This is a genomic window from Methylobacterium sp. HJ2 (assembly GCF_056431005.1).
In genome coordinates this window covers 171,990-198,212 of the sequence record NZ_JBWJYM010000004.1, presented here as the reverse complement: position 1 = coordinate 198,212, position 26,223 = coordinate 171,990, and the positions used below count along the sequence as shown (strand labels likewise).

Sequence of the window (26,223 nt, the reverse complement as noted above, 5' to 3'; positions counted from 1 at the left end):
CGGCAGATTCGGAGGGACACTGCATGGACCGCGGGGAGGCTGTCCGGCCGCGCGCGGCCTGCCCGGCCCGCGGCGCGGGCGCGAACCCCGCAGCGGCTGAGCCGCACCCCCCTCCCCTGAACCGACCCGATCGGAGATGTCCTCGCGCGGCGTGCCGCGGACAGGACGCATCGACTGGTGTATAAAGAACTGCACATACCAGCGGGTCCGGCGGCGCGCGCGATGACCCATTTCCCGTGCGGACGGCTCTGAAGATCCGATAAGGGCGCAGGCCTCCGTAATCCGAGCAACCGGTTTCAGATCGAGCGAGACGATGAGCAAGGCCCTGGAAGGCGTCAAAGTCCTGGACTTCACCCATGTTCAGTCCGGTCCCACCTGCACGCAGCTGCTCGCGTGGTTCGGTGCCGACGTGATCAAGGTGGAACGTCCCGGCGTCGGCGATGCGACCCGCGGCCAGCTGCAGGACATCCCGGATGTGGACAGCCTGTATTTCACCATGCTGAACCACAACAAGCGCTCGATCACGCTCGACTCGAAGAACCCCAAGGGCAAGGACGTGCTCTGGCGGCTCGTCAAGGAATGCGACGTCCTCGTCGAGAACTTCGCACCCGGCGCGCTCGCCCGGATGGGCCTGACCTGGGAGAAGATCCACGAGGCCAACCCGCGCATGATCCTGGCTTCGGTGAAGGGCTTCGGTCCGGGCCGATACGAGGATTGCAAGGTCTACGAGAACGTCGCCCAGTGCGCCGGCGGCTCCGCCTCGACCACGGGCTTCCGCGACGGCATCCCGATGGTGACCGGCGCGCAGATCGGCGATTCTGGCACCGGCCTGCACCTCGCCCTCGGCATCGTCACCGCTCTGTACCACCGCACCCAGACCGGTCTTGGCCAGAAGGTCGACTGCGCCATGCAGGACGGCGTGCTCAACCTCTGCCGCGTGAAGCTGCGCGACCAGCAGCGCCTGCAGCACGGCCCGCTCAAGGAGTACAGCCAGTTCGGCGAGGGCGTGCCCTTCGGCGAGGCGACCCCGCGGGCGGGCAACGATTCCGGCGGCGGCCAGCCCGGGCGTATCCTGAAGTGCAAGGGCTGGGAGCACGATCCCAACGCCTACATCTACTTCATCACGCAGGGCCCGGTCTGGGAGCCGATCTGCGACATCATCGGCGAGCCGAGCTGGAAGACCGACCCGAACTACGCCACGCCGAAGGCGCGCCTGCCGCATCTGAACGAGATCTTCACGCGCATCGAGGCGTGGACGATGAAGCACGACAAGTTCGAGGCGATGGACATCCTCAACAAGTTCGACATCCCCTGCGGGCCGATCCTGTCGATGAAGGAGATCGCCGAGGACGAGAGCCTGCGCAAGACCGGCACCATCGTCGAGGTCGACCACCCGACCCGGGGCAAGTACCTGAGCGTCGGAAGCCCGATCAAGCTCTCGGCGAGCCCGGTCGAGGTGACGCGCTCGCCGCTGCTCGGCGAGCACACCGACGAGATCCTGCGCGACGTCCTCGGCTACACCGAGACCGAGGTCGCGGAGATCGCGGGCTCGGGCGCCATCGGCGCCGTGCAGAAGATCGCCGCCGAATAGGCCCGCCCGCGCGCCGGGCGACGCCCCGGCGCGCGACGCCACGTGAGAGTGGGGCGCCCCGTCCCACCTCCCGAACGAAACCCCCCATCGCCCGCGGCACGCCCGGGCGGACCCCCCGGAGTCTGCATGCGCATCGCCTTCATCGGTCAGCAGGATTTCGGCAAGGCCGTGCTGGAGGCCTTCCTCGCCCGCGGCGATACGGTGGCCGGCGTGTTCTGCGCGCCCGAGAAGGAGGGCGCCAAGCCCGACGTCCTCAAGACGGCGGCGCTGGAGAAGGGCCTTCAGGTCTTCCAGTTCCCGAACCTGAAGAGCGCCGAGGCGGAGGCCGCCATGCAGGGCCTAAACGCTGATATCGGCGTGATGGCCTACGTGCTGCAATTCGCGCCGCAGAGCTTCGTCAACATCCCCAAGCACGGCACGATTCAGTACCATCCCTCGCTGCTGCCGCGCTATCGCGGGCCGTCCTCGATCAACTGGCCGATCGCCAAGGGCGATGCGGAGACGGGCCTGACGATCTTCCGCCCCACCGACGGCCTCGACGAGGGACCGGTGATCCTGCAGAAGACCTGCGAGATCGGTCCCGACGACACCCTGGGCGACGTCTATTTCGGCCGGCTCTTCCCGCTGGGCGTCGACGCCATGCTGGAGGCCGCCGACCTCGTGGTGGCCCAGCGCCACATCGAGATCGACCAGGACGAGGATGCGGCGAGCTACGAAGGCTGGTTCCGCGCCCGCGAGGCGGAGATCCACTGGGCGTCCCATGCCGGCCACATCTACAACGTGATCCGTGCGGCGAACCCGGCGCCCGGCGCCTGGACGACCCTGAACGGCCAGAAGCTGCAGATCTTCGACGCGCGGCTGCACCCGGTGCGGACGCTCGGCGCCGTCAAGGGCAAGCTCGGCGAGGTCGTCGCGGTGGAGGCGGACTCGATCCGCGTCACCGCGCAGGGGGGCCAGATCGAAGTGCTCAAGCTGAAGGCCGAGGGCGGCAAGAAGATGTCTGCCGGCGAGTTCGCGCGGTCGGGCGGCCTCGCCGTGGGCACGATCCTCGGCGGCTGAGAGCGGGCGTCCATTGCTGTGCCCACCACCGAAGCGGATGCCGGGTCGGCGCAGCGGCGCCCGGCCGGCGCGGGGCTGGAACCGCTGCCCCGCCTGCCGGGTTCCGGGGCGGCCCTAGGCCTGCCCGGCCTTCGGACCGTAGCTCCTGAACTTCTCGACGTTGCGGGCGATCTCGTCGTCGGGCAGCAAGACCGGCGTGCCGACCTGGAGCGCCACGGCGTATTGCCGGCACAGCGTCTCCAGCTCCACAGCGAGCCAGAGCGCCCGTTCGAGGTCGGGCCCGGTGGCGATCGTGCCGTGGTTGGCGAGCAGGCAGCAGGTGCGGCTCTCGAGGGCGGCGAGCGCCTGGGCGGAGAGTTCGGGCGTGCCGAAGGTGGCGTAGCCGGCGCAGCGCACCGTCGGGCCGCCGGCCGCCGCGATCATGTAATGCACGGCCGGGATCTCCATCCGGCACATGGCGAAGGCGGTGGCGTAGGTCGGGTGGGCGTGGACGACGGCCCCGATCTCGGGGCGCGCCGCGAGGATGTCGCGGTGGAAGCGCCATTCCGACGAGGGCTTGAGCGGATGGTCGTAGCTGCCGTCGAGCGCCAGGAACACGATGTCGTCCGGGCCCATGCGCGCGCAGGGCAGGCCGGACGGGGTGATCAGCAGCCCGTCCCCGTGGCGCAGGCTGACGTTGCCAGCCGTGCCCTGCGTCAGCCCGAGCGCCTCCAGGCTGCGGGCCGCCTCGACCAGGCTCTGGCGGACGCGGAAGCTGTCGTGACGCACCATGAACACGCTCCTGCCCGCGCGGGATCCCGGCGCCCCGACGCGCCCCGCCCGTTCTCTACGCGCGGCGGGCGCCCGAGGCCATCGGGCACCCGCGGGCGCCCCGCCTGGATCGCGGGGCCGCCGGCCCCCAGATCTCTAGCGGAATCCTTGCCCGGGAACCGCCCGCGACGGCCTCGAACGCCCGCGGCGGTCATCGCGATTGTGGGCTGCGGCCGAGTGCGGCTAGGACCACAATCGGGTTTGGGTTAGGTCTCTTGTCAGGAAGCGGCCGAAGAAACGTAGGCGTGCTCGAAAACCGGATCCGCGATGTCGAATACCGAACAGCTCACCATCAAGCCGATCGTCGCGAGTTCCAGCCTGCGGACCCTGGCCTACGAGGCGCTGAAATCCGCGATCACCAACATGGATCTGTACGGCCGGTCCGACGAGGTCCGCCTCGATGAGCGCAAGCTCTCGCAGGATCTGGGCGTCAGCCGCACCCCGGTGCGCGAGGCGCTCACCGTGCTTGAGCAGGAAGGCTTCGTCCGCTCCGAGGCCCGCCGGGGCATCTTCGTCATCAAGAAGACCCGGGCCGAGATCGTGGGCATGATCCACGCCTGGGCCGCGCTCGAGAGCATGGCCGCGCGCCTCGCCTGCGCCCGTGCCACCGACGCCCAGCTCAAGTCGCTGAGCGACGAATTCCCGGAATTCTACGAGGGCCGCCCGTCGGAGCACATCGACGAGTATTCCGACGCCAACATCCGCTTCCACCAGAAGATCATCTCGCTCGGCCAATGCGACGTGATCGCGGGCCTGTCCAGCAACCTGCTGATGCACGTGCGGGGCATCCGGAACACGGCGCTGCGCCAGGGCGACCGGGCCGAGAAGTCGATCCGCGAGCACGTGGCGATCATCAAGGCGCTCGAGGCGCGCGAGACCGAGCGCGCCGAGCAGCTGGTGCGCGACCACGGCCTCGGCCTCGCGCGCCACGTCGACACCTACGGGCAGTACCTCGACTGATCCGCGCGGTTCGGCCCGGAGGTCCGCGAAGAGCCTGCGGCGCCTGACCGATCCGGTTGCCTGCGCGCGGGTCGAAAGGTTTCGCTCACCAATTCGGTGATAGGGTCAACGAATCGTTGACGCGGCCGAATCGATGGGGGCTGACCGTGGCGCAGGCGGCCCGCACGCAGGATGGCGGTTCCCCGTTCGTCCTCTTGGTGTCCGACCGCTCGGCCGAGCGCCAGGCGCTCGCCCGGGCCGTGGCCCTGGTGACCGCGTGCCGCGCGATCGGCGCGGGCGATCCCCTGCCGGCCGAGCGCCCCGACCTCCTCGTGCTCGACCTCGACGCGACGAATCTCGCCACCACCGTCCCGGCGCTCGACGCCCGGCCCTGGCGCCGGGTCCCGCAACTCGTCCTCAACCGCGGCGGATCCGTCGACCGGCCGCTGCCGCCGCGCTCGCGCGTCCTCTCGGCCGCCGCGCCGCGCGAGGCAGTCCTCGCCGGCATCTTCGGGATGATCTCGGCCGTTGCAGCCCCGGCGCGCAGCCTCGGCCAACGCAGCGCCGCGGCGACCACCGTGGTCGCCGACCTGTTCGACTGCGCCGCGCTCGGTGCCCGGATCGACCCGGCGGAGGTCGAGCAGGGCACCGCGCTGGTGCTCGAAGCGGTCTCCGAAGCGGGCGTGCGCGCATGGCTCGAAGTGGTCTGGCGCCACGATTCGGGCGTCTACCAGCACACCCTGAGCGTGGCCGGCTACGCCGCCGCCTTCGGGACCCGCCTCGGCCTCAACGACCGCGACCACCGCCGCCTCGTCCGTTCCGGCCTGCTCCACGATATCGGCAAGTCGCGCATCCCCGCCGAGATCCTGAACAAACCCGCGCGGCTCTCGCCGGAGGAGATGCGCCTGATGCAGCGCCATCCCGGGCTCGGCGCCGATCTGCTCCTCGCGCAGGGCGATACCGAGCCGGACGTGATCGACGCCGTGCGCCACCACCACGAGCGCATCGACGGGCGCGGCTACCCGGACGGGCTCGCGGGCTCCGCCATCTCCGACCTCACGCGCCTCGTGGCGATCTGCGACGTGTTCTCGGCGCTGACGGAACGGCGGGCCTACCGCTCGCCGATCGCCGCCGCCGAGGCGCTCGCGATGATGGCCTCCGATCCGGGGCATCTCGACGCCGCCCTTCTGGCCGCCTTCGGCAGCGTCGTCCTGGTGGAGACCGCCTGAGGCCACGGCGTGTCCCGGCCGCCACAGGCGGGGCCGGCCGTCGGCGAAGGCGCGCGCCTGCCCCGGTTTCGCCGCAGGCACCCGGGAGAGGCAGGCCCTGCGCCCCGCACATCCCGCCTCACAGATCGCTCCCGTGCCGAACACCCGCTCCGCCGCTCTCCCGGCCGCCCTGCTCCTGGCCCTGGCGCTCTCCGCCTGCGGCAGCGGCACGATCCTGCCCGAGGCGGGGGGCCCGACCAGCGCGGTGATCCTCGACGAGACCGCGGCCGCCGCCGCGATCTCGCGCTACCGGGCCCAGCACGGGCTCGGGCCGGTCACCGTCGATCCGGGCCTCGTCAAGGCGGCCGCGTTCCAGGCCGGCAACAACGCGGGTGCCGGCCGGCTCAGCCACGATCTCGGCGGCACCTTCACCGCGCGGATGGCCTCGGCCGGGCTCGGCCGTACCTACACGGCCGAGAACCTCAGCGCCGGCTCGGAGACCTTCGATCAGGTCCTCGCCCGCTGGAAGGCGTCGCCGCAGCACAACGCCAACATGCTGATCCCGCAGATCCGCCGCATCGGCATCGCCCGGGTCGACGCGCCGGAGACGCGCTACCGGCGCTACTGGGCGCTGGTGATGGCGGGGAACTAGGCCCGTATCCAACCCCGTCGGGTCGGCGTCTCGCGGTCCCTGTTGGAACGCGCGGTCTCTCGGCGGGGAGCCGACCCCGGCGTCGGACGGCGCGCGAGGCCCGCGGGACGGGGTGGCGCGCCTCACTCCACCCGGTTCGGCGCGACGACGTTGCCGGTGCCGTTGTCGCGGTCGTCGGCGCTGCTGCCGAAGGAGTAGCCCCGATCCTCGCCGCAATAGAGGCGCCAGCCCCCGCGGGAATTCACCACCACCGGCTCGGCCCGGAGGAAGCCGCCGCCTCGGAAGACGTTGCCGGTCACCACGTTGTCGGACGGGGTCTGGTGGCGCACCGTGCCGCCCTCCCCGCAATTGCGGTAGAGCCGCACCGCCCCCTGCCCCATCAGGCCGCCCGTGACGGTGATGCGGTTGCCGGTGATGCGGTTGCGGGCCGAGCCGTCGACGGCCACGGCCTCGCGGCCGGTCTCGACGGCGATGTCGTTGTCCTCGATCCGGTTCTCGGCGCTCTCGGCGTCGAGGTAGAGCGCCGTCGCGGACGAGCGCCCGTCGAGGCGCGAGCCCCGCAGCGTCACTCGGGTCACGCCCGGCCCGAGATAGAGCGGGATGTGGCCGAGCGCCGTGATCGTGGAGTCGAGGATGGCGATTCCGGTGGGCGCCGCGGCCTGGGCCCGCTCCGTGTGGCCGAGGCTGTGCGAGGAGGCGCGCAGGGGCGCGGCCTGCCCGTTGACGCCCATCCCCCAGATCCGGACGTGGCCCAGGATGGCGCAGCCGCGCAGGGTGATGCCGGAGGGCCGGTCCCAGCCGCCCCCGGGCAACGGTCGCGAGCGGATCGCCACGGCGAACTGGTCGAGGCGAGGGGGCGGCTCGGCCCAGCCGATCGTGGCGCCGTCGCAGGTGATCGTGACGCCCGAGGCGGCCGCGCCTTCGAGCACGATCTCCCGCAGCACGTGCTCACCGGGCCCGAGCCGCAGGCTGCAGGTGAGCGCGAGGCCGGGTTCGCCGGGCGCGGGCGGCGCGAGCACCTGCGCCCGGGTCGCCGCGTCGCAGGGCGGGGCCGGGCGGGCGAGGGCCGGGGGATCGGGGGGAAGGGCCGGAGGCATGGCGCGCGCCTCGCATGCGAGCCGGGCATTTTCTGGACCGGCGCGCCGCTGCCACGCCCTGCCGCTCTGCCCTGCCACGCTGCTGCCATGCCCTTGCGCCGGTACCGCGGCGGTGGCGGCCGACCTAGATCAGTCCGACGGGCGGCCCCCTGCCGCCGGAGCCCCAGGTTGTCCGATCCACTCTCCACGCCCTCGCATCGCGGCCGGATGGAACCCGATGCGCCGCGCCGCGGCGCGCGCGGCAGCCTCGGGCGGCCGGGCAGCGACCTCGCGCGCCTCCCGATCGCTCTCGATCCACGCGGGCTCAGCCTCGTCGAGGGCGTGCGCGCGGCCTTCGCCTTCGGCCTCGTCATCCTGCTCGATCAGTGGCTCGCCTGGGCGCCGCTGCTGTCGATGGCGCTCGCGGCCAACCTCGCCTGCTTCTGCGACACCGGCGGCCCGATCCGGCTGCGCCTGCGGGTGCTCACCGCCTTCTCCCTGCTCGGCGGGCTGATCTGGGGCGGGTTCGGGTTCCTGCTGCCGCTCGGGCCCGTGGTCGTGGTGCCGCTCGCCTGCGCGGTGATCTTCGCCTGCGCCTATGCGCGGGTCTGGAGCGTCCAGGCCCAGGCCGCGGGCAACGTGCTGGTGGTGGTGCTCTGCATCGCCCTCGACCGGCCCCTCGGGGCCGGTCAGGCCGCGCTCACCGGGCTGATGTTCGTGGCCGGCGGCCTGTGGGCGACGCTGCTGGGGCTCGTGCTGTGGCGCCTGCACCCCTACCGCCCGACCCATCGCGCCATCGCGGAGGTCTGGCACGGTCTCGCCCGGCTCGCCGGCGATCTCGAGCACCTCGCCGCTTTGCCCCAGCCCAGCGTCGCCGCCTTCGATGGCCATGCCCGCGCCCATCGCCGCGGCGTGCGCGCGGGCATCGAGGCCGCCCGCAGCCTGATCCTCGACCTTGCCCGCTCGCGCGAGCGCGTCTCAGAGCGCAACGCGCAGGCCCTGCTGCGCCTGGAGGCCGCCGAGCAGATCTTCTCCGGGCTGATCGCCGTGGGCGACCTGATCGAGGGCCGCCCGGATTTCGAGCGGCGCGTCGCGGCCAAGGCCTATCTGCGGCGCCTGCGCCCGCTCCTCGTGGTGATCGCCCGCGCGATCCGGGAGGATTCCACCCTCGACCTCGCGCGTCTGGAGCCGGCGATCGCCCGGCTCGGCGCGGGCCTCGCCGCGGATCCGACGCTGGACCGCCTCGCCGAGCGCATCGGCGACCGCATCCGCATCGGGGCCAAGCTCTCGACGCCGGAGGGCTACCGGCCCGGCGGGGCCCTGGAGGACGGGCGGCGGCTGCCCTGGCGCGCCCGCTTCTTCGGGCCGCTCGCGGCGAACTTCACGCCGGCCTCGGCCAATCTCCGCCACGCGGTGCGCGCCAGCGTGGTCTGCGCCCCGGCGCTCGCCGCGACGCTCACGTGGTCCGGTCCCTTCACCCATTGGCTGGTGATGACCGTGGTGCTGACGATGCAGCCCTTCTACGCGGCGACGTGGCAGCGCGCGCTGGAGCGGATCGGCGGGACGGTGCTCGGCGGCCTGCTCGGCGCGCTGCTCGCCCAGCTCGCCACCACCCCGCTCGCGCAGGCCGCGCTGATCATCCCGCTCTCGATCCTCGGCTTCGCGGCCCGGCAGGTGAGCTACGGGTTCTTCGTGGCCTGCCTGACGCCGCTCCTCGTCCTGCTGATCGAGGTGATCGAGCCCGGCCATTCCTCGTGGGAGATCGCCGGGATGCGCGCGCTCTTCACCGTGCTCGGCGGCGTGATCGCGGTGGCGAGCTGCCTGCTGCTCTGGCCGATCTGGGAGCCCGACCAGGTGCGCAAGGAGCTGCGCCGCGCGATCCGCCTGCACGCCGACTTCGCTCGCGCCGTGCTCGCCGCGGACGACGACGCGGCGCTGGCGCGCCTCGCCCGCGCGGCCGGCGTTGCCCTGAACGACCTGGAGGCCGCCCTGTCGCGCGCCCTGCAGCAGCCGCGCGCCGGGCGCCATCCCGAGATCGAGGCCGCGCTCGTCGCCGACGCCACATTGCGCCGGATCAGCGCCCGGCTGACGGTCCTGCGCCACGCGGGCGCGCCCTCCCGTCCCGGGGACCGGGACTGGGAGGCCTGGATCGCCGGGACCCTGCGGGCGCTCGCCGAGGACGATCCGGACCTGCCCGAGCGCCCCGGCGCGGAGCGCCACGCGGCGCTTGCCCGCCTCGTCGGGCAGGTCGAGCTCCTGACCGGAACCCTGCGCCCGCGCGAGGCCGCCCGGGTGCCGGCGGACGGCGCGCGGCCGGCGCGCGCCTGAGGAAAACTCCGCCGCGCCGCGGTTTATCCTCCGGGCCGCCCCTATATCGGCTCGGCCCCCGTACCCCAACCGATCGAAGCCTCCCTTGGAAGACGCGCTGCTCCGCTGGATCCAGTCCACCGCCAACCTCAGGGCCGACGTCCTGGCCGTCGCCGGCACGCTGCTCGCCGTCGCCGTGACCGTGCACGCCCTGCTGCGCAAGCGGCGCGTTAGCGTGGCGGTGGCCTGGGTCGGGCTGGCGTGGCTCTCCCCGGTCTTCGGCAGCGTGCTCTACCTGATGTTCGGCATCAACCGGGTCACGCGGCGGGCCCGGCGCCTGCGCACCAAGCCCTCGGAGGCGCTGGAGCCGGCGAGCACCGAGGACGCGGTGGTGCCCCGCACCCTGTTCCCTCTCGACCGGGCGGTCCGGCGCATCACCGGCCTGCCCGCGCTCACGGGCAACGCCGTGCGGCTCTACCGCAACGGCGACCAGGCCTACCCGGCCATGCTCGAGGCCATCCGCGGCGCGCGCGAAAGCCTGGTGCTCACGAGCTACATCTTCCGCGACGACGCCACCGGCCGCACCTTCTGCGCGGCGCTGAAGGAAGCCCACGACCGCGGCGTCGCGGTGCGGGTGATCATCGACGGGATCGGCGGCGGATATTTCCTGACGAAGGCCTACCGGCGCCTGCACGCCGCCGGCGTCCCGGCGGGCCTGTTCATGCACTCGGCCCTGCCCTGGCGGATGCCGTTCCTGAACCTGCGCAACCACAAGAAGCTGCTGATCGCGGACGGGCGGCGCGCCTTCACGGGCGGCGTCAACATCTCGCAGCCGAACCGCCTCGCCAGCCGGCCCGACCACCCGATCCGCGACACCCATTTCCGGCTCGAAGGCCCGGTGGTCGAGCAGCTGATGATGGCCTTCGCCAGCGACTGGGCCTTCGTCAGCGGCGAGGTCCTCGACGGGCCGCGCTGGTTTCCCGACCTCGAGCCCGTGGGCGGGAGCGTCGCCCGCGCTGTCACCTCGGGGCCCGACGCCGACGTCGAGAAGATCGAGTCGGTGATCCTGCACGCGCTGAACGGGGCCCGCGAGCGGGTCCGCATCGTGACGCCCTACTTCCTGCCCGACGAGGTGGTGACGAGCGTCCTCGAACTCGCGGCCGAGCGCGGCGTCACGGTGGACGTGGTGATCCCGCGCCGCAGCGACCACGTCTTCGTCGACTGGGCGACCCGCGCCCACGCGATGCCGCTGCTCCGCGCGGGCGTGCGGATCTGGCTCGACGAGCCGCCCTTCGACCATTCGAAGGCGCTGGTGGTCGACGGCGCGTGGTGCTTCGTCGGCAGCGCCAACTGGGACATGCGCAGCTTCCGCCTGAACTTCGAGCTGAACGTCGAGCTCTACGATGCCGCGATGGCGGCGGAGTTGGAGACCTTCATCGAATCCAAGATGGGCTCGCGCCTGACGGTCGACGACCTCAGCGCGCGCTCCCTGCCCGTCCGCCTTCGCGACGCAGCCGTGCGACTGCTGCTGCCATACCTCTGAGCCGGCCGGGCTCCGGCGCCTCGGGCGCGGGCCCGAGATGGACGACGATCGGCCGGTGGTCGGAGGGGCCGCGCGGCAGCACGGCGTGCTGGTGGCAGACGAGGCCGCGGGCGAGGCAGCGGTCGAGGCGCAGGGGCAGCATCTGCACCATGTCGTGAGTGGGCTGGCGCGGGCCCACGTCCCGGAATCCCGGCATCAGCGCCGGCCCGACGATGTTGTAATCGCCGAGGATCGCGGCGCGCTCGGGCAGGTTGGCGATGACGCGGCGGAGCTGGCGCCGGTTGAGCATCTGCCCGTGCGAGAGGTGCACGTTGGCGACGCCGAAGCCGCCGAGGTCGAGCACCTGGCAGACCCGGTGGAACATGGCGCCGGAGGGCAGCGGCACGATCCTCGGCGGCGCCTCCCAGGGCTTCGGGCTCCACATCGCGAGGCCGTGGATCCGGTTCGGCAGGGGGGCCCAGGCATAGGTGCCGCCGACGCGCTCGCGCAGGGCCCCGATGCTGCGGGTGGCCTCCTGCATCAGCAGCAGGTCCGGCCGCTCCTGCTCGATCAGGGCCGCGAGGTCGCCCACCGCCGCGCCGGTGCGGCGCAGGAGGTTCCAGCTCACGATCTTGACGGTCGCCAGCGCCCGGTCGGCCTGGACGAGCGGCGCCTCGGCCACGGAAGCGAGGCCGATCGGCGTCGGACGGGGCTGGTGCAACATGCCTGCGGCTCTCGTCCCTCGAAACGGATGGGTGGCGACGGGTGTGACGGTCCGCGGCGACGCGCGTCAACGCGCGCCGAGGCCAGGCGTTCGCTGCTTCGGCGCCGGATCGGCCCGGAGCGTCCGCCGCGGCGCTGGATCCCGCTCCGGCGCGAAGCGGTGCCCTCAGCGGCAGGCGAGGCCGGGCGGGCAGCGGCCGGGATGGCCGCCGCCGGGATGTCCGCCGCCCTGCGGGGCCGGGCGTCCTTGCGGCTGCGGAGCAGGTTGCTGACGCTGCATCGCCTGGACCGTCCGCTCCTGCGCCGCCCGCTGCATCGCCTGCGCGCGCGTGGCCTGCATCTGCTGAGCCTGCATCTGCTGGGCCCGCATCGCCTGCATCTGCTGGGCGCGCATGATCTGCTGGTCGCGCATCGCCTGGCCCCGCTGCGCGGCCTGGTGGCGTTGCACCATCTGCTCGCGCTGCACGGACTGACCCCGCTGCAGGGCCTGACCCCGCTGCGCGTCGCCGGCCTGGGCGCGGTTCCGCCGGTCCTGCTCGCTGCGCTGCCGCTCCGCCGCGGCCTGCGCCCGCTGGATCGCGGCGCCCCGCGCCGCCTCGAAGGCGCCGGGAACCGATCCGCCGAGGCGGGGATCGCGGGCCATCGACGGCGGGCCGACGGGTAGGCCGGGCCGCGCCGCCTGGAGCGGGGCGGAAGCGGATCCCGGCGCCTGCGCGCCCGGGACCCGCCCGGGCGGGAGCGCGTGGGCACCGATCTGGGACGGCGCCGGACGAGGTCCGGCCGCCGGAGCCGGCTGCCCCGCGGCCGGCGGCAGCCCGGCCCGACCGGCCAGGGAGGGCGGGAGCGCGACCCGCGTCGCCGCGAGGCCCGCCGCGGCCCCCGCGATGGCCCCGCCGACGGCGCCCACCGCGCGGCCCGGCCCGGGGCCCCGGTTCTCGCCCGGCCCCTCGTGGAGGCGTCCGAAGACCGGGTTGTCCGGCGGCGGCGCCACGCCGGCAGGCGCGTGCACGTAGGCGGGCAGGGCCGCGTAGGCCGGGCTCGGCAGCAGGTAGGCGCCCGGCGGCGGCGGGGGCGCCGGCAGGTCGACGATGTAGGCCGGGCGCGCCGCCAGGATCAGGACCGGCGGCGGGGGCGGCGGCAGGGCGTAGACGGGATCGGCGAAGTATACGACCGGGCGCTCGACGTAGACGATCTCGTCGGCCGGCGGCGGCGGCAGGTCATAGGCGATCTCCGCGAAGCGGGGCGGCGGCTGCAGGGCCGCAGCGAGGCTGGCGAGGCGGCGTCGCGCCTCGAAGGCGTGGGGCCCGCGCGGATAGCGCCGCAGGTAGGACCAATAGGCCTCGGGCGTGCCGGCGAGCCAGCTGCGCCGCCACGTCGCCGCCTCGCGCCGCGCCGCCAGGATGGCGCGCACCCGCGCGGCCTGCGGATCGCCCGGATAGGCCTCCAGGAAGGCGGCGTAGCCCTCCGGCGTGTCGCGCTCCAGGCAGAGGGCGAAGGCCTCCCGCGCGCCGATCTCCTGCAGCGGGCGCGCGCGCAGCGCGGCGGCCTCGGCGCTCGGGTCGAGGGGGGGCGCCTCGGGAGTCCGCTGCAGGAAGCGGAAGCCCGGATCGATTCGGGCCGCGTCCCAGGGCACCAGCGCGCCGGCGCTGGTCTCGGCCGTGCGCAGCCGGACGCGATCGAACAGGGCGGCCGGGTCGAGGCCGCCGTCGCGGATCATCTCGGCGAGCGCCCGGGCATAGGCCCCGTAGGCCCCCGTCTCCGGCGGGCCGACCGTGCCGGGCGCCGCGTTGAGGGCGACGAGGCTGCCCGGCTCGGCCTCCATCAGGGCGAGGCCGCCCGCGAGCGGTTCGCCGCGGGTGGCGAACGGGCTGCGGCGCCCGGCATCGAGCACGAGGAAGCGGGCCTTGAGCGGCAGCGCGGCGAGGCGCCGGGCGTAGTCCGAGACCCGGAGCGCCGCCACCGCCACGTCGGCCGCGCCCTCGATCCGGGCATCCACCGGCACGAGGTAGTTCTCGCCGCCCACCTGCAGCCCGTAGCCCGCGAAGTAGACGAAGGTCACGGCGTCATGCCCGGCCGCGGCGGCCTTGTCGGTGAAGTCGCGCAGCGCCTGGCGCAGGGCCGCCTCGTCGAGGTCGCGCGCCCCCACCACGTCGAAGCCCGCGGCCTGGAGCGTCTGCGCGACGAGGCCGGCATCGTTCGCCGCGGTGGCGATGGGCGCGCCCGGATAGGCGGAATTGCCGACGACGAGGGCGATGCGCCGCTCGCCGCCCTCGGCCAGCGCCGGCCTGACGAGAAGCGGGAGGGCGGCCAGAAAGGCCGCGACGAGGAGGCGGAACAGGTCTATCGAGCGCATCGGCATCTCCTCCGGGCTCCGGCTCCGGCGGTTCGGATTGCAGGCTTGTGGCGGTGAATCGCGGCTGAACGGTGGATCGGGACCTGTCAGGACCAGGGTGGGGGACGGAGTTTCGGCGGGCATGAGCCGGTTCCGCTTCATCCACGCCGCCGACCTGCATCTCGGCAGCCCGCTCGCGGGCCTGTCCGCGCGCGATCCCGAGATCGCCCGTCGCCTCGCTGCCGCCGGCCGCCGCGCCTTCGAGGATCTCGTCGGCGCCGCGCTGGAGCGGGCGGTCGACTTCCTGGTGATCGCGGGCGACGTCTACGACGGCGACTGGTCGGACAGCAGCATCGGCCTGTTCTTCGCCCGCCAGATGGCCCGGCTCGACCGGGCGGGCATTCCGGTCTTCCTCGTGCGCGGCAACCACGACGCCGAGAGCGTGATCACCCGCGCGGTCAGCCTGCCGCCCTCGGTCCATGCCTTCCCGGCGACGCGGGCCGACACCGCGCGGCTCGAATCGCTGAAGGTGGCTTTGCACGGGCGCAGCTTCCCCAACCGGGCGGTGCCGGAGAACTACGCCCTCGCCTATCCGGCCGCCCTGCCCGGCTGGTTCAACATCGGGATCCTGCACACCTCCTGCACCGGCCACGCGGCGCACGAGACCTACGCGCCCTGCTCTATCGCCGACCTCGCCGGCCGCGGCTACGATTACTGGGCGCTCGGCCATATCCACGAGCATGCCGAGCTGTCGCGGGACCCCTGGATCGTCTTCCCGGGCAACATCCAGGGGCGCAGCATCCGCGAATGCGGTCCCAAGGGCGCGGTCGCCGTCACCGTGGCGGATGGGCGGGTGGCGGGCGTCGAGCGCGTCATCGTCGACCACGCCCGGTTCGAGCGGCTCGCGGTCGACCTGGAGGGGATCGCCCACGAGCGCGACGCCGTGGCCGCCGTCGAGGCGGCGATCCGGCCGCTCGCGCCGACGGGCGCCGGCCGGCTGACGGCGGTGCGGGTCCATCTCACCGGGGAGACGGCCCTGCACGACCGCCTCGCCGCGGACCGGGCGGGGCTCGCCGCCGAGATCCAGGCGGCGGCCCACCGCGTCCACGAGGACCTCTGGCTGGAGCGGCTGACGATCGGGACGGCGCGCCCCCGCGCCGCGGGCGCCGGTCCGTCCGGCCTCGCGGCGGCGATCGACCCGGCGACGCTGCTGGCCGCGATCGACCGCGACCCGGAGTTCCGCGCCCGCGCCCGCGCGGCGCTTGCCGAGATCGCGGCGAAGTTGCCCCCGGGGCTCGATGCGGACGACGCGGAGCTCGGTGCGGATCTCGATGCCCTCTGCGCCGAGGCCGAGGCTCTCGTGCTCGGCCGGCTCTCGGGCCGCACCTGCTGAGCCGACCGATGCGCCTCCTCAGCCTGACCCTCGAGCGCTACGGACCCTTCACGGACCGGGTGGTGCATTTCCGCCCGGACGCCCGCCTGCACGTGGTGCTCGGCGCCAACGAGGCCGGCAAGAGCTCGGCGCTCGCCGCCGTCACCGACCTGCTCTTCGGCATCGAGGAGCGCACCCGCTACGCCTTCGTGCACGAGATGCCCCAGCTGCGGCTCGGCGCCGAGATCCGCGCCGCCGACGGGCGAAGCCTGCGGTTCCGCCGCCGCAAGGGTCGGCGCAACACCCTGGTGGACGGCGCCGACGACGCATTGCCGGACGACGCGCTGGCGCCCTTCCTAGGCGGCCTGACCCGGGAGGTGTTCTGCCGCGCCTTCGGCCTCGATTCGGGCTCCCTGCGGGCGGGCGCAGCCGAGATGCTCGACGCCAAGGGCGAGCTCGGCGCGAGCCTGTTCGCGGCGGCCTCGGGCCTGCGCGGCTACCGCGCGCTGCAGGACGAGTTGGAGACCGAGGCGGCCGGCATCTTCATGCCGCGGGCCGCGCGGGAGCGCACCTTCTACCAGGCGCTCGGCCGCTACGAGGAGGCCCGCAAGGCGATCCGCCAGGGCGAGCTCCGCGCCGGCGACTGGCGCGATCTCAACGACGAGATCGCGGAGGCCGCGCAGCGCCTGGAGACCCTCGGGCAGGAGCGCGCGCGGCTGGCGGGCGAGCAGGCGCGCCTCGCCCGGCTGAAGCGGGTTGCGCCGCTGATCCGGGCGATCGACGCCGCCGCGGAGCGGATCGCCGCCGCGGATGCCCAGGACGGCCTCCCGGCCCGCCTCTCCGATGCCTGGACGGACGCGCTCGGCGCCGGGCTCGCCGCCGGGGCGGCGGCGCGGGCCGAGGCGGAGCGGGCGGCCGACGCGCTGGCGCGGGCGGATGCGGACCTCGCCGCCCTGCCCCTCGACGAGGCCCTCGTCGGCCGCGCCGAGGCGGTGCTCGACGCCTTTCGGGGCATCGCCCGCCACGACAAGGACGCGCAGGACCTGCCCCGGATCCAGGCCGAGGCCGACGGCTTCGCCCAGGATCTCGACCGGCTCGCGGCACGCATCGGCCTCGGCGACGTGGGCCGCCTCGGCGCCCGCCAGCCCTCCGACGCCGCGCGCGCCCGGATCGCCGGCCTGATCCGCGGCGGTCGCGCCTGCGCCGCCGAGATCGACCGCCTCGTCCGCGAGGCGGCCGCCCTCCGGCCCGGGCCCGGCGACGCCCTGCCGGAGGCGGCCGAGGCCGCGATCGACCCGGCACCCCTGCGGGCCGACCTGCGCAGCTTCGCCGGGCTCCGCGCCGAGGTGGCGCGCCGCGAAGACCTCGACAGCGCGGTCCGGCGCGAGGCCGGCCTGCTCTGGCTGCAGGCGGCGCGCCTCGTGCCCCCGGTGCCCGATCTCGGCGTGCTGGTGCAATCGGGCCTGCCCGCGCCCGAGACGATCGCCCGCCATCGCCGTGAGCGCGAGGCGCTGGAGCGGCGGCGCGAGCGGGCCGCCGACCGGCACGAGGCGGCCGAGCGCCAGGTCGCGGAGACGCGCCTGCGCGTCCGGCTACGCGAGGCCGGTCGCCCGATCCCCTCGCCCGCCGACCTCGCCCGCCTGCGCGAGGCTCGCGACGCCCTGCTCGAGACGGTCCTCGCGGCGCAGGATCCGGCCGCGACCGGCCGCTACCGGGCGGCAATCCTCGAGGCCGACCGGGCCGCCGACGCCCTCGTGGCCGATGCGGCGCGCGCCGCCGAGCAGGCCGCCGACCGCGCGCGCCTGGAGGCCGAGGGCGCCGAGGCGGAGGCCGCCCGCCTCGCGCGCGATGCGGTCCAGAGCGACCTGGATCGGGCCGAGGCCGCGTGGCAGGCCGCCTGGGCGGAGACCGGCATCGCGCCGGCCTCTCCGGACGAGATGGCGGCGTGGCTCGCCGAAGTGGAGAAGCTGCTCGAGACGCAGCAGATCATCGAATCGCAGAGCCTGGAGCGCGGGCGGATCGCCGAGCGGGTCGAGGCCGCGCGCGGACCCCTCGCGGAACTCACCCGGCGCGCCGGCCTCGCGCCCCTGCCCGATCTCGATCCGAGCCTGCTGCTGGCCCGCATCGAGGAGCGCGTCGCGGCGCTAGCCGAGAGCTGGGAGGGCCGGATCGCCGCTCAGGCCCGCGCCCGCGCCGCCGCGACGCAGCGGGAGCGGGTCGCGGCGGATCTCGCCGAGGCCCGCCTCCGCGAGGCGGCGTGGCGGCTGGACTGGGAGGCGGCGATCCCGGCCCTGGGCCTCGCGGCCGAATCCGGCCTCGACGAGGCGGAGGCCGCGCTCGCCGCCTGGCAATCGGTGCCCGCGATCCTGAACGACTTGGAGCGTCAGCAGCGCCGGATCGCGGGCCTGCGCCGCGACATGGAGGCCTATCGCGAGGCCGCCGCCCGCCTCGTCGCGGAGGTGGCGCCCGACCTCGCCGGCCTGCCGACCACCGCCGCGATCCGGGCGTTGCACGATCGGCTGCGCGACGGGCTGGAGCGCCGGGCGCGCCGGGCCGATCTCGCTGAGCGGCGCGAGGCGGCGGCCCAGGCCTGCGAGGCTGCCGCGCGGGAGGAGCGCCGCGCGAGCGAGGCGCTGGCGCGGCATCTCGCGGCTGTCGCGGGTGTCGCCGGGGCCGAGCCGGCCGGCCTGCACGCCCGCGCCACCGCCCGTCGCGCCCTCCGGGCCGAGCTGGAGGCGCGCCGCGCCGATCTCACCCGGGTGGCCGAGGGCGTCCCCGAGGCGGCGCTTCGGGCTGACCTCGACGCCACCCCGGCGGATCGGCTCGACGCGGCGCTCGGCGCGCTGGCGCTCGAGGAGGAGGCCCTCGACCGGCGCGGTCAGGCCGCCTTCGCCGACCGCGACCGCGGCGAGCGGCGGCGCCAGGAACTCGAGGGCGGCGTCGGCGCCGAGCTGGCCGCGGCTCAGCGCAAGGCGGCCGAGGCGGAGCTGCAGGGTGAGGCCCGGCGCTGGGCGGTGCTCAAGCTCGCGGGGCTCCTGCTCGGCAGCGCCATCGCCCGCCAGCGCGCGGGCCAGCAGGATCCGCTCCTGACCCGGGCCGGCGCCCTCTTCTCGGACCTCACGGGCGGCGGCTTCGCCGGACTGAGCCAGGATTACGATGCGGGCGACGAGCCGCGGCTGATGGGCCGGCGCCCGGCCGGCGGCCTCGTCCCGGTCGAGGGCCTGAGCGAGGGCACGCGCGACCAGCTCTACCTCGCCCTGCGGCTCGCCTATCTGGAGGATTACGCGGCGCGCTCCGAGCCGGCGCCCTTCATCGGCGACGACCTCTTCCTGACCTTCGACGATGCGCGCACCGGGCACGGGCTCGACGCCCTCGCGGCGATCGGCGCGCATGTCCAGCCGATCCTGTTCACCCACCACCGCCACGTCGCCGACCTCGCCCGGGCGCGCCTCGGCAGCGCCGTCGACGTGCTCGCGCTGTGAGGATTGTCGGCGGCCTCGGGGCCGCGGGCGCTCTCCGGGCCGCGGGCGTCCGGAAGGCCGCGCGCGGCCGGCCTCACGCGTCGAGGTAGCGGCTCTCGAGGTGGCGCCGGAACGCGTCGGTGCCGAGCGGCGCGCCGGTCGCCGCCTCGAGGATCGCACCGGTATCCTCCAGGCTGCCCTTGGCGTGCACGTTCCGGCGCAGCCAGCCGCGCAAGGGGCCGAAATCGCCGGCGGCCAGCGCCGGCAGCAGGCCGGGCTCGGCCTGCCGCGCCGTTGCGAAGAGCTGGGCGGCCGAGAGCGCGCCCAATGTGTAGGTCGGGAAGTAGCCCCAGGCCCCGCCCGGCCAGTGGATGTCCTGAAGGCAGCCGAGGCGGTCGTTGGGCACCTCCAGGCCGAGCAGGCCGCGCATGCCGTCGTTGAAGGCGCCCGGAAGGTCGGCCACCGCGAGGTCTCCGGCGATCATCGCGGTCTCGATGTCGTAGCGCAGCAGGATGTGGGCCGGGTAGGTCGCCTCGTCGGCATCGACCCGGATCAGGCCGGGCGCGACCCGGGTGTTCAGCCGGTGCAGGTTCTCCGCCTCCCACGCCGCGCCGGACCGGCCGAACGCCTGCCGCAGCTGGGGCGCGAGGAAGCGGAAGAACTCGGCCGAGCGGCAGGCCTGCATCTCGACGATGAGGCTCTGGCTCTCGTGCAGGGTCATGCCGCGCGCCTCGCCCGCGGGCTGGCTCCGCCACGCCTCCGGGCGGCCCTGCTCGTAGAGGGCGTGGCCGGTCTCGTGCAGCACGCCCATCAGGGCCTTGGCGAAATCCGCCTCGTCGTAGCGCGTGGTGATGCGGACGTCGTCGGTGGCGCCGCCGCAGAACGGGTGCAGGCTGATGTCGAGCCGCCCCCGCGTGAAGTCGAAGCCCGCCGCCTCCATCAGCGCCAGGCCGATCCGGCGCTGCGCCTCGATCGGGAAGGGTCCGTCGAGTGGGAGCGGCGCCGGCTCCCGCGCCTGCCGCTCGCGGATGCGCGCGACGAGGTCGGGCAGCCAGGTGCGCAGGCCCGCGAACAGCGGGTCGATCGTGGCGCGGCGCATGCCCGGGTCGTAGCCGTCGAGGAGCGCGTCGTAGGGGGCGAGGCCGAGCGCCGCGCCCTTCGCCGCCCCGATCTCGCGCTGGAGTCGCAGCACCTCCGCGAGGTGCGGCGCGAGGGCGGCGAAATCCGACTGGGCGCGGGCCGTGCGCCACGTCATCTCGGCCCGCGAGACGGCGCGCGAGCTCGCCTCGACCAGATCCGGCGGCACCGCCGCCGCGTGGGCATGGGCGCGCGCCATCTCCCTGAGGTTGGCGCTCCGGGCCGGATCGAGGGCCTCCTCCCGGGCCGCCGCCAACCGGTCCGCCATGTCGGGGGCGGTCAGGATCTCGTGCGACAGGCCGCTCAGCACCGCGAGCTGGTCGGCCCGCGCCCCGGCCGCCCCGTCGGGCATCAGGGTCTGGCTGTCCCATCCGAGGATGCCCGAGGCTCCGTTCAGGGCCGCGAGCCGGGCGAAGGTCTGTTCCAGGCTGGAATAGGCGTGCATGTGAATTCCCGAGACCGCGGGTCAGACGGCGGACCCAGCGGCGCGACTTTACTGGTGCCGGGCTCGTCGAACCACAGCGGCAAACGGCCGTCCCGGGTTGTCGGCGGATCTTGGCCGCGAGATCGTGCAGGACACAGAGTTGTGTGCGGACAGATCCGAACAATTGTGCAGCCCGACCATTCGGCCTAAACTCTTCCCCGATGAACAAGATCGATCCCGGCTTCGGCATCAACCGCCGCTATCTCCACGACGAGGTCGCGGATCGGATGCGCGCGCTGATTCAATCGGGCGAGATGGAGCCTCGCGCGCGGGTCAACGAGAGCGAGCTGACCGAGCGCTTCGGGATTTCCCGGACACCGCTGCGCGAGGCGATCAAGATCCTGGCGACGGAGGGGCTTCTCGAACTCCTGCCCAACCGCGGCGCCCGGGTGGCCAGCATCTCCCAGAAGGAGATCGAGGAGATGCTGGAGGTGATCGGCGGGCTCGAGGCCACGGCCGCCGATCTCGCCTGCAGCGCGATCACCGAGCAGGAGATCGTCGACATCGAGGCCGACCATGCGGCGATGGTGACGGCCTGGAAGTCGGGCGACGAGGTCAATTACTACCCGCTCAACCGGCGCATCCACGAAGCCATCATGTCGGCGAGCCGCAACGCGATCCTGGCCGGCCTGTATCTCAGCCTGTCCGGGCGCATCCAGCGCTCGCGCTACTCCGCGCACCAGACGGCGGAGCAATGGTCGCGCGCCGTCGAGGAGCACGAGCGGATGATCGCGCTCCTGCGCGCGCGGGACGGCACGGCGCTCTCCGCGCTGATGCGCGCGCACGTGCGCAGCAAGAAGGCGGTGATCGCCGCGAGCTTCGGTGACTCCGTGGCCGAGGCCGGCTGACCCGCATCGCAGGATGCGGCGCCCGGGGAGCACCCGGGCCTGCCGAGGAACAGGTGCCGCGTCGGCGCCGTCCCGACCGCGCCAGGATCGACATCGGAACGTCGCGGGCGCCGCCGATCCGGCCCGCTGAACGCGTCGGCACCGGCGCTGCCGGGCGTCGCGTTCCGGTCCCTCGCGGCTGGGGCACGCCGCGATGATGCCGCGGGACCGTGACGGTTGCCGCGAACCGCGATCGATGCGTACACTTCCCAAGTCTTCGGCGCAGAAAGACCCGAATCCGAAGCACTCGCACCTGAGCCGATCCGCCAAAAATCGTCGGCCCGACAGCGTCTGATGGGAGTGATCAGTCTACTGACGGAGGCGACCGTGTCGATTTTCGGATTTTCTGCGTTCAAGTATTCCAGCAATTGGACCTACAAGACGTCCCGCGAAAAATCCTTCAGCATCGTCGGCACCGTCGCGAAGGGCAAGTTGATCCTCGAGAACAAACCCGAGCAGAGAGAGCTCTATCTCGACTACACGTACATCGCCGCATCGGTGAGCAAAGGTCTCCCGTTCGGCGTCAACTCCTCGTCGTTCGACGATCCGAGCACGGGCGTCGGCGAAGTCGCGACGGACAAGTATTTTCCGGATTTCTGTTTCCCCTGCGGTGGCTGGCTGCTGTCGCTCGGTGGCACCGGAGGCGCGCTGTTCGGCTACAGCGATCCGCAGAACGGGCTGGCGCTCAACATGTTCCTGTTCGGCAACAAGCCGTTCGCCGGGCTGCGGTGCTACGGACAATCCTGGAGTTCGACGCCCGGTGCCGGCGTCGGTGCGGGCTATGTCCGCTATGTCGAGACCAGCGACCCGAACTGAGGGACGCGCCGATGCGCCGGGCGAGCGTCCTGGCGCGCGGCGCGCTTTGACCGGCGGCAGCCGGGTCCCGTGTCGCCCGGGGGCCGACGACGCACCGGGGCGGATCCGACGGCGCCGGGAGCGTCGCGAGCGGGCGGCAGCGAGCATGGGGTTTCGACCGCGCCGACCGCTAGTCCCGGCAGCCGAGCGCCGCGACAGGGCTTGCGCTAGCGACCGGTCCAGACCGGCGGGCGCTTGGCCAGGAAGGCCTCCATGCCGGCGCGGAAATCGTCGCTCATGTAGCAACTGAGGATCAGGTCGTCGCCCGGACGGCCCTCGCCCTCGCTCTCCGGGGTCTCGGCGAGGCGCCGCAGCCCCTCCTTGGTCGCCCGCAGGGTCAGAGGCGCGTGGCCAGCGAGCAAGGTCGCGAGCTCGGTCGCGCGCGCCTCGAGGGTGGCGGCGTCCTCCACCACCTCGCCGATCAGGCCGATCCGCAGCGCCTCCTCCGCGCCGAGCAGGCGGGCCGTGAAGATCATGTCCTTGACGCGGGCCGGCCCGACGAGGTCGGACAGGCGCTTGAGGTTGGCCATCGACAGGCAATTGCCGAGGGTGCGGGCGATCGGGAAGCCGAAGCGGGCGTCGCGCGTGGCGATCCGCAGGTCGCAGGCCGCCGCGATCGCCGCACCGCCGCCCGTGCAGGCCCCGGCCACGACGGCGACGGTCGGCACGGGCAGGCGCTCGAGATCGCCGAGCACGCGGTCCATGAAGCGCTCGTAGCCGAGGGCGTCCTCGGGCGTGGTGACGGTGCGGAACTGGGCGATGTCGGTGCCGGCCGCGAAGGCCTTGTCGCCCGCGCCCGCGATCAGCAGCACCTTGACGGCCGGATCCGCCGCGACCCGCGCGCAGATCTCCACGATGCCGCGGTACATCGCGAAGGTCAGCGCGTTGCGCGCCTGCGGCCGGTTGAGCACGAGGCGGGCGATCCCGGTCGCGTCCACACGGAAGAGAAGCTCCTCGCCCGCGGGGGCGGGAGCGGTGTCGTCGGGGGACATGGCGGATCCTCGGAAGCGGCTTCGCCCACCCGTCTGGAGCAACTCGGGCGCTCCGATCAAGCGCCGCCCGGGCCCCGACATGGAAACGGGGGCCCGAGGGCCCCCGTCCGCCGTCCGGTCTCAGCCCGGATGGTCGCCGTCCTAGACGGTCGCCGGCTTGAGGGTGGCGGGGACGCCGCGCTCGGCGATGCCGGGCTCCAGCACCTTCCCGCGCGGACCGACCCAGCTGCCGACCCACTTGCGCTGCCACAGCATCAGGCAGCCGAGCACCACGAGGGCGAAGACCGCGTAGGCGACGAAGCCCGTCGCGAAGGCGCCGGTATATTGCTTCGAGAAGCCCATCACGTTCGGCAGGATCGCGCCGCCGAGCGCACCGATCTCGCCGATCATCGAGCCGGCGACCGCGGTGTTGCCCGGCCAGCGCAGGGGCACGAGCTGGAACAGCGCGCCGTTGCCGGCGCCGAGCGCCGCGAAGCAGAGCATGAACAGGATCGTGGTGACCGCCAGCGACGGGGTCGCGGTCAGCGCCAGGAAGGAGGCGATCGCGGCGAGCAGCACCAGCGACAGGACGAGGATCCCGCCCATCCGGTCGGCGAAGTAGCCGCCGAGGATGCGGATGCCCGAGCCCATCAGGGCCGCCAGCATGGTCAGGCGACCGGCCTCGACCTTGGTGACGGCGAACTGCTCGTAGAAGAAGGTCGGCAGGAAGTTCGACAGGCCGATGAAGCCCCCGAAGGTGATGATGTAGATCAGCGAGAAGGCCCAGCCGTCCTTGGTGAACAGGCAGGAGACGTGCTCCTTGAAGCTCTGGTGCTGGCCGTCCGGCGGCTCCTTGGCGAGGACGATCATCACGGCGATCGGGATCAGCATCACCGCCCCGGCGAAGCCGTAGACCGTCTGCCAGCCGTAGGCCTGGGCGAGCGGCGGCGCGAACAGCACGGCGAGCACGGTGCCCGAGTTGCCGGCGCCCGCGATGCCCATGGCGAGGCCCTTGTGCTCGGGCGGGAACCAGCCGGAGCCCAGCGAGAGCGCGACGCCGAAGGAGGCGCCGGCGATGCCGAGCAGCACGCCCATCGCCAGGACGTCGTTGTAGCTCGAGACGAACAGGAAGCCGTAGATCATCGCGAGGACGATGATGCCCATCTCGGTGAGCGCGGCGTTCTTGCGGCCGATATACTGCGCCAGCACGCCGAGGGGGAAGCGCATGATCGCGCCCGCCAGGATCGGCAGCGAGATCATGAAGCCGGTCTGGGCCGGGCTGAGCTTGTAGGTCTCGGTGATGAAGGGGCCCATCGCCCCGTTCAGGACCCAGATCGCGAAGCAGAAGTCGAAGTACAGAAATGCGGCGAACAGTGTCGGGGGGTGGCCCGATTTCATCACGGTCTTGAAGCTGGCCATGGAGAGATGCTCTGCGAGTTCGAAGGCGGGCCGCTCGCGCGACCGCTCTTGCCGGGAAGGTCCGGACTCACACCGTCCGCATCCGGGGCGCCGTTGCCCCGAGGCGCCACCAGGGCGCGCAGGGACGGAATTGCAGCATCCGTGCCAACATCCGCCGGTTCGCGCCTGTAGAGATCTCGGGCCGGACGCCTCCCGGCGGGCCGAAGCACTGCCTTGCCGGAGAGCAATGGTGCCTCAATGTGCAGGTCGAGGCGCCAGCCGCGGTGGATGTCGGGCCCGCGCCTGTTGCGCGAAATCGACGGCTGCCCGCGGAGATGGCGTCCGGGCCCGGACGCACGTGACGCGACATTGCGCTTTAGGCTAGGGATTGTCCGACGCGCTCGGCCGTGTGGGGCAATTCGACCGGGATCCGCGCCTCCGCCTCGCCTTCGCGGCGGAGGGGATGATCAAGGAACGTCTTTCAGAGCCATGTCCGATCTTTTCTCCGGCCTCACGCGCCGCAGCCTGCTCGCCGGATCGGCGAGCGGCCTCCTTCTCGCCGCGACCGTGCCGGGCCTCGCGCAGCAGCAGGGCCTGGGCGGGTACGACGACGATCTGCTCTACCAGGATCAGAACGGTGCCCTGTACCGCCGCCTGCGCGGCCGGTACGTGCCCTATAGCGGCCCCGTCGTGAACGGCCGCCCGGCGCTGCCGGAAGCCGACGCCCCGCCGCCCCAGGCGAGCGCGCCGCCGGCGCCCGGCGCGGCCCCGGCCCCGCGCAACGCGGTGAACCGCCCGGTCGATGACGGGCCGATCGACTACGCCACCGCCTACGCCGCCATCACCGACGATCCGTTCCCGGTGCCCGCCTTCAACTACAAGAAGACGAACCCGGCCTTCCTGCGCCAGGAGATCGCCTATTCGGGCCGCTACGAGCCCGGCACCATCGTGATCGATCCGCGCGCGCACCAGCTCACCCTGGTGCAGCCCAACGGCCGCGCCCGCCGCTACGGCGTCGGCGTCGGCAAGCAGGGCTTCGCCTGGTCGGGCGACGCCACGATCAATTCCAAGCAGGCCTGGCCGGACTGGTACCCGCCCAAGGAGATGATCGCGCGCCGGCCGGACCTCGCCTCGCAGATCGACAAGCTCCAGAGCGGCCTCGGCGTGGCCGGCGGCCCGCGCAACCCGCTCGGCGCGCGGGCGATGTACCTGTGGCAGAACAACAAGGACACGCTCTACCGCATCCACGGCACCACGGAGCCGCACACGATCGGCCAGTCCGTGTCCTCGGGCTGCATCCGCATGATCAACCAGGACGCGATCGACCTCTACGGTCGCGTCGAGGTCGGCGCCAAGGTGGTGGTGCTCAACTGACCGTCGAGCCCTCCCGGTCGCCGGCGCGATCGGGACGGCCCAAGAGCCTTGCCTTGCCGTGACGG

The 26,223-nt window shown here is 73.5% G+C and carries 19 protein-coding genes; 12 read left to right on the top strand and 7 right to left on the bottom strand.

The genetic code is table 11. The annotated features are described in order from the left end of the window. Nucleotides 1-313 precede the first annotated feature (313 nt). The gene (gene frc / locus ACS5RC_RS12090; protein WP_478344107.1) at nucleotides 314-1,591 is read left to right on the top strand and encodes a formyl-CoA transferase; all 1,278 of its coding nucleotides are present in this window, start codon (nucleotides 314-316) and stop codon (nucleotides 1,589-1,591) included. Between the two features lie 126 nt (nucleotides 1,592-1,717). After that, a complete protein-coding gene (locus tag ACS5RC_RS12085) occupies nucleotides 1,718-2,650 on the top strand; it encodes a methionyl-tRNA formyltransferase (RefSeq protein WP_478344106.1) in 933 nt (310 codons plus the stop codon). A gap of 114 nt (nucleotides 2,651-2,764) precedes the next feature. On the opposite strand, the gene ACS5RC_RS12080 is transcribed toward ACS5RC_RS12085, so the two are convergent. Beyond that, nucleotides 2,765-3,421 (bottom strand): class II aldolase/adducin family protein, encoded by a 657-nt coding sequence (locus tag ACS5RC_RS12080; RefSeq protein WP_478344105.1) that lies wholly within the window; start codon nucleotides 3,419-3,421, stop codon nucleotides 2,765-2,767. 306 nt (nucleotides 3,422-3,727) lie between these two features. Between ACS5RC_RS12080 and ACS5RC_RS12075 the strand changes: the two genes are divergently transcribed. The 3 genes from ACS5RC_RS12075 to ACS5RC_RS12065 all read left to right on the top strand — a co-directional run bounded on the left by ACS5RC_RS12075 (nucleotide 3,728) and on the right by ACS5RC_RS12065 (nucleotide 6,259). Beyond that, entirely contained in the window at nucleotides 3,728-4,420 is a 693-nt protein-coding gene (locus ACS5RC_RS12075; protein ID WP_478344104.1) for a GntR family transcriptional regulator, read from the top strand. Between the two features lie 116 nt (nucleotides 4,421-4,536). Then, nucleotides 4,537-5,628, top strand: coding sequence for an HD-GYP domain-containing protein (locus ACS5RC_RS12070; protein WP_478344103.1), 1,092 nt, complete (start codon nucleotides 4,537-4,539; stop codon nucleotides 5,626-5,628). A gap of 133 nt (nucleotides 5,629-5,761) precedes the next feature. Further along, nucleotides 5,762-6,259, top strand: coding sequence for a CAP domain-containing protein (locus ACS5RC_RS12065; RefSeq protein WP_478344102.1), 498 nt, complete (start codon nucleotides 5,762-5,764; stop codon nucleotides 6,257-6,259). Between the two features lie 122 nt (nucleotides 6,260-6,381). On the opposite strand, the gene ACS5RC_RS12060 is transcribed toward ACS5RC_RS12065, so the two are convergent. Continuing rightward, a complete protein-coding gene (locus tag ACS5RC_RS12060; RefSeq protein ID WP_478344101.1) occupies nucleotides 6,382-7,356 on the bottom strand; it encodes a right-handed parallel beta-helix repeat-containing protein in 975 nt (324 codons plus the stop codon). Between the two features lie 207 nt (nucleotides 7,357-7,563). On the opposite strand from ACS5RC_RS12060, the gene ACS5RC_RS12055 reads away from it, so the two are divergent. Further along, the gene (locus ACS5RC_RS12055) at nucleotides 7,564-9,663 is read left to right on the top strand and encodes an FUSC family protein (protein WP_478344351.1); all 2,100 of its coding nucleotides are present in this window, start codon (nucleotides 7,564-7,566) and stop codon (nucleotides 9,661-9,663) included. Between the two features lie 85 nt (nucleotides 9,664-9,748). Further along, nucleotides 9,749-11,185, top strand: a complete 1,437-nt coding sequence (locus ACS5RC_RS12050) for a phospholipase D-like domain-containing protein (protein WP_478344100.1) — start codon at nucleotides 9,749-9,751, stop codon at nucleotides 11,183-11,185. Here the strand turns inward: ACS5RC_RS12050 and ACS5RC_RS12045 are convergent. After that, nucleotides 11,118-11,888, bottom strand: a complete 771-nt coding sequence (locus ACS5RC_RS12045) for an endonuclease/exonuclease/phosphatase family protein (RefSeq protein WP_478344099.1) — start codon at nucleotides 11,886-11,888, stop codon at nucleotides 11,118-11,120. The two genes, ACS5RC_RS12050 and ACS5RC_RS12045, sit on opposite strands and share 68 nt — an antisense overlap. 165 nt (nucleotides 11,889-12,053) lie before the next feature. Further along, on the bottom strand, nucleotides 12,054-14,240 hold the full coding sequence (locus tag ACS5RC_RS12040) for a caspase family protein (RefSeq protein WP_478344098.1): 2,187 nt from the start codon (nucleotides 14,238-14,240) through the stop codon (nucleotides 12,054-12,056). A 121-nt stretch (nucleotides 14,241-14,361) separates the two neighbouring features. Here ACS5RC_RS12040 and ACS5RC_RS12035 point away from each other — a divergent pair, with 121 nt between their 5' ends. Next, nucleotides 14,362-15,612 carry a metallophosphoesterase family protein gene (locus ACS5RC_RS12035; protein ID WP_478344097.1) on the top strand — a complete coding sequence of 417 codons (1,251 nt, stop codon included), beginning with the start codon at nucleotides 14,362-14,364 and terminating at the stop codon, nucleotides 15,610-15,612. 8 nt (nucleotides 15,613-15,620) lie between these two features. After that, nucleotides 15,621-19,073 carry an AAA family ATPase gene (locus tag ACS5RC_RS12030; RefSeq protein WP_478344096.1) on the top strand — a complete coding sequence of 1,151 codons (3,453 nt, stop codon included), beginning with the start codon at nucleotides 15,621-15,623 and terminating at the stop codon, nucleotides 19,071-19,073. 73 nt (nucleotides 19,074-19,146) lie between these two features. On the opposite strand, the gene ACS5RC_RS12025 is transcribed toward ACS5RC_RS12030, so the two are convergent. Further along, nucleotides 19,147-20,634, bottom strand: coding sequence for a carboxypeptidase M32 (locus ACS5RC_RS12025; RefSeq protein ID WP_478344095.1), 1,488 nt, complete (start codon nucleotides 20,632-20,634; stop codon nucleotides 19,147-19,149). Between the two features lie 200 nt (nucleotides 20,635-20,834). Here ACS5RC_RS12025 and ACS5RC_RS12020 point away from each other — a divergent pair, with 200 nt between their 5' ends. Further along, the gene (locus ACS5RC_RS12020; RefSeq protein WP_478344094.1) at nucleotides 20,835-21,521 is read left to right on the top strand and encodes a GntR family transcriptional regulator; all 687 of its coding nucleotides are present in this window, start codon (nucleotides 20,835-20,837) and stop codon (nucleotides 21,519-21,521) included. Between the two features lie 216 nt (nucleotides 21,522-21,737). Next, complete coding sequence (locus ACS5RC_RS12015) at nucleotides 21,738-22,376, top strand: hypothetical protein (protein ID WP_478344093.1); 639 nt, start codon at nucleotides 21,738-21,740, stop codon at nucleotides 22,374-22,376. Nucleotides 22,377-22,582: 206 nt separating this feature from the next. Here the strand turns inward: ACS5RC_RS12015 and ACS5RC_RS12010 are convergent, their stop codons facing one another. Together ACS5RC_RS12010 and ACS5RC_RS12005 are read right to left on the bottom strand one after the other, a co-directional pair. Further along, the gene (locus ACS5RC_RS12010) at nucleotides 22,583-23,407 is read right to left on the bottom strand and encodes an enoyl-CoA hydratase/isomerase family protein (RefSeq protein WP_478344092.1); all 825 of its coding nucleotides are present in this window, start codon (nucleotides 23,405-23,407) and stop codon (nucleotides 22,583-22,585) included. Between the two features lie 141 nt (nucleotides 23,408-23,548). After that, nucleotides 23,549-24,805 (bottom strand): MFS transporter, encoded by a 1,257-nt coding sequence (locus ACS5RC_RS12005; protein WP_478344091.1) that lies wholly within the window; start codon nucleotides 24,803-24,805, stop codon nucleotides 23,549-23,551. Nucleotides 24,806-25,273: 468 nt separating this feature from the next. On the opposite strand from ACS5RC_RS12005, the gene ACS5RC_RS12000 reads away from it, so the two are divergent. Next, nucleotides 25,274-26,158, top strand: a complete 885-nt coding sequence (locus ACS5RC_RS12000) for a L,D-transpeptidase (protein ID WP_478344090.1) — start codon at nucleotides 25,274-25,276, stop codon at nucleotides 26,156-26,158. Nucleotides 26,159-26,223: the final 65 nt, after the last annotated feature.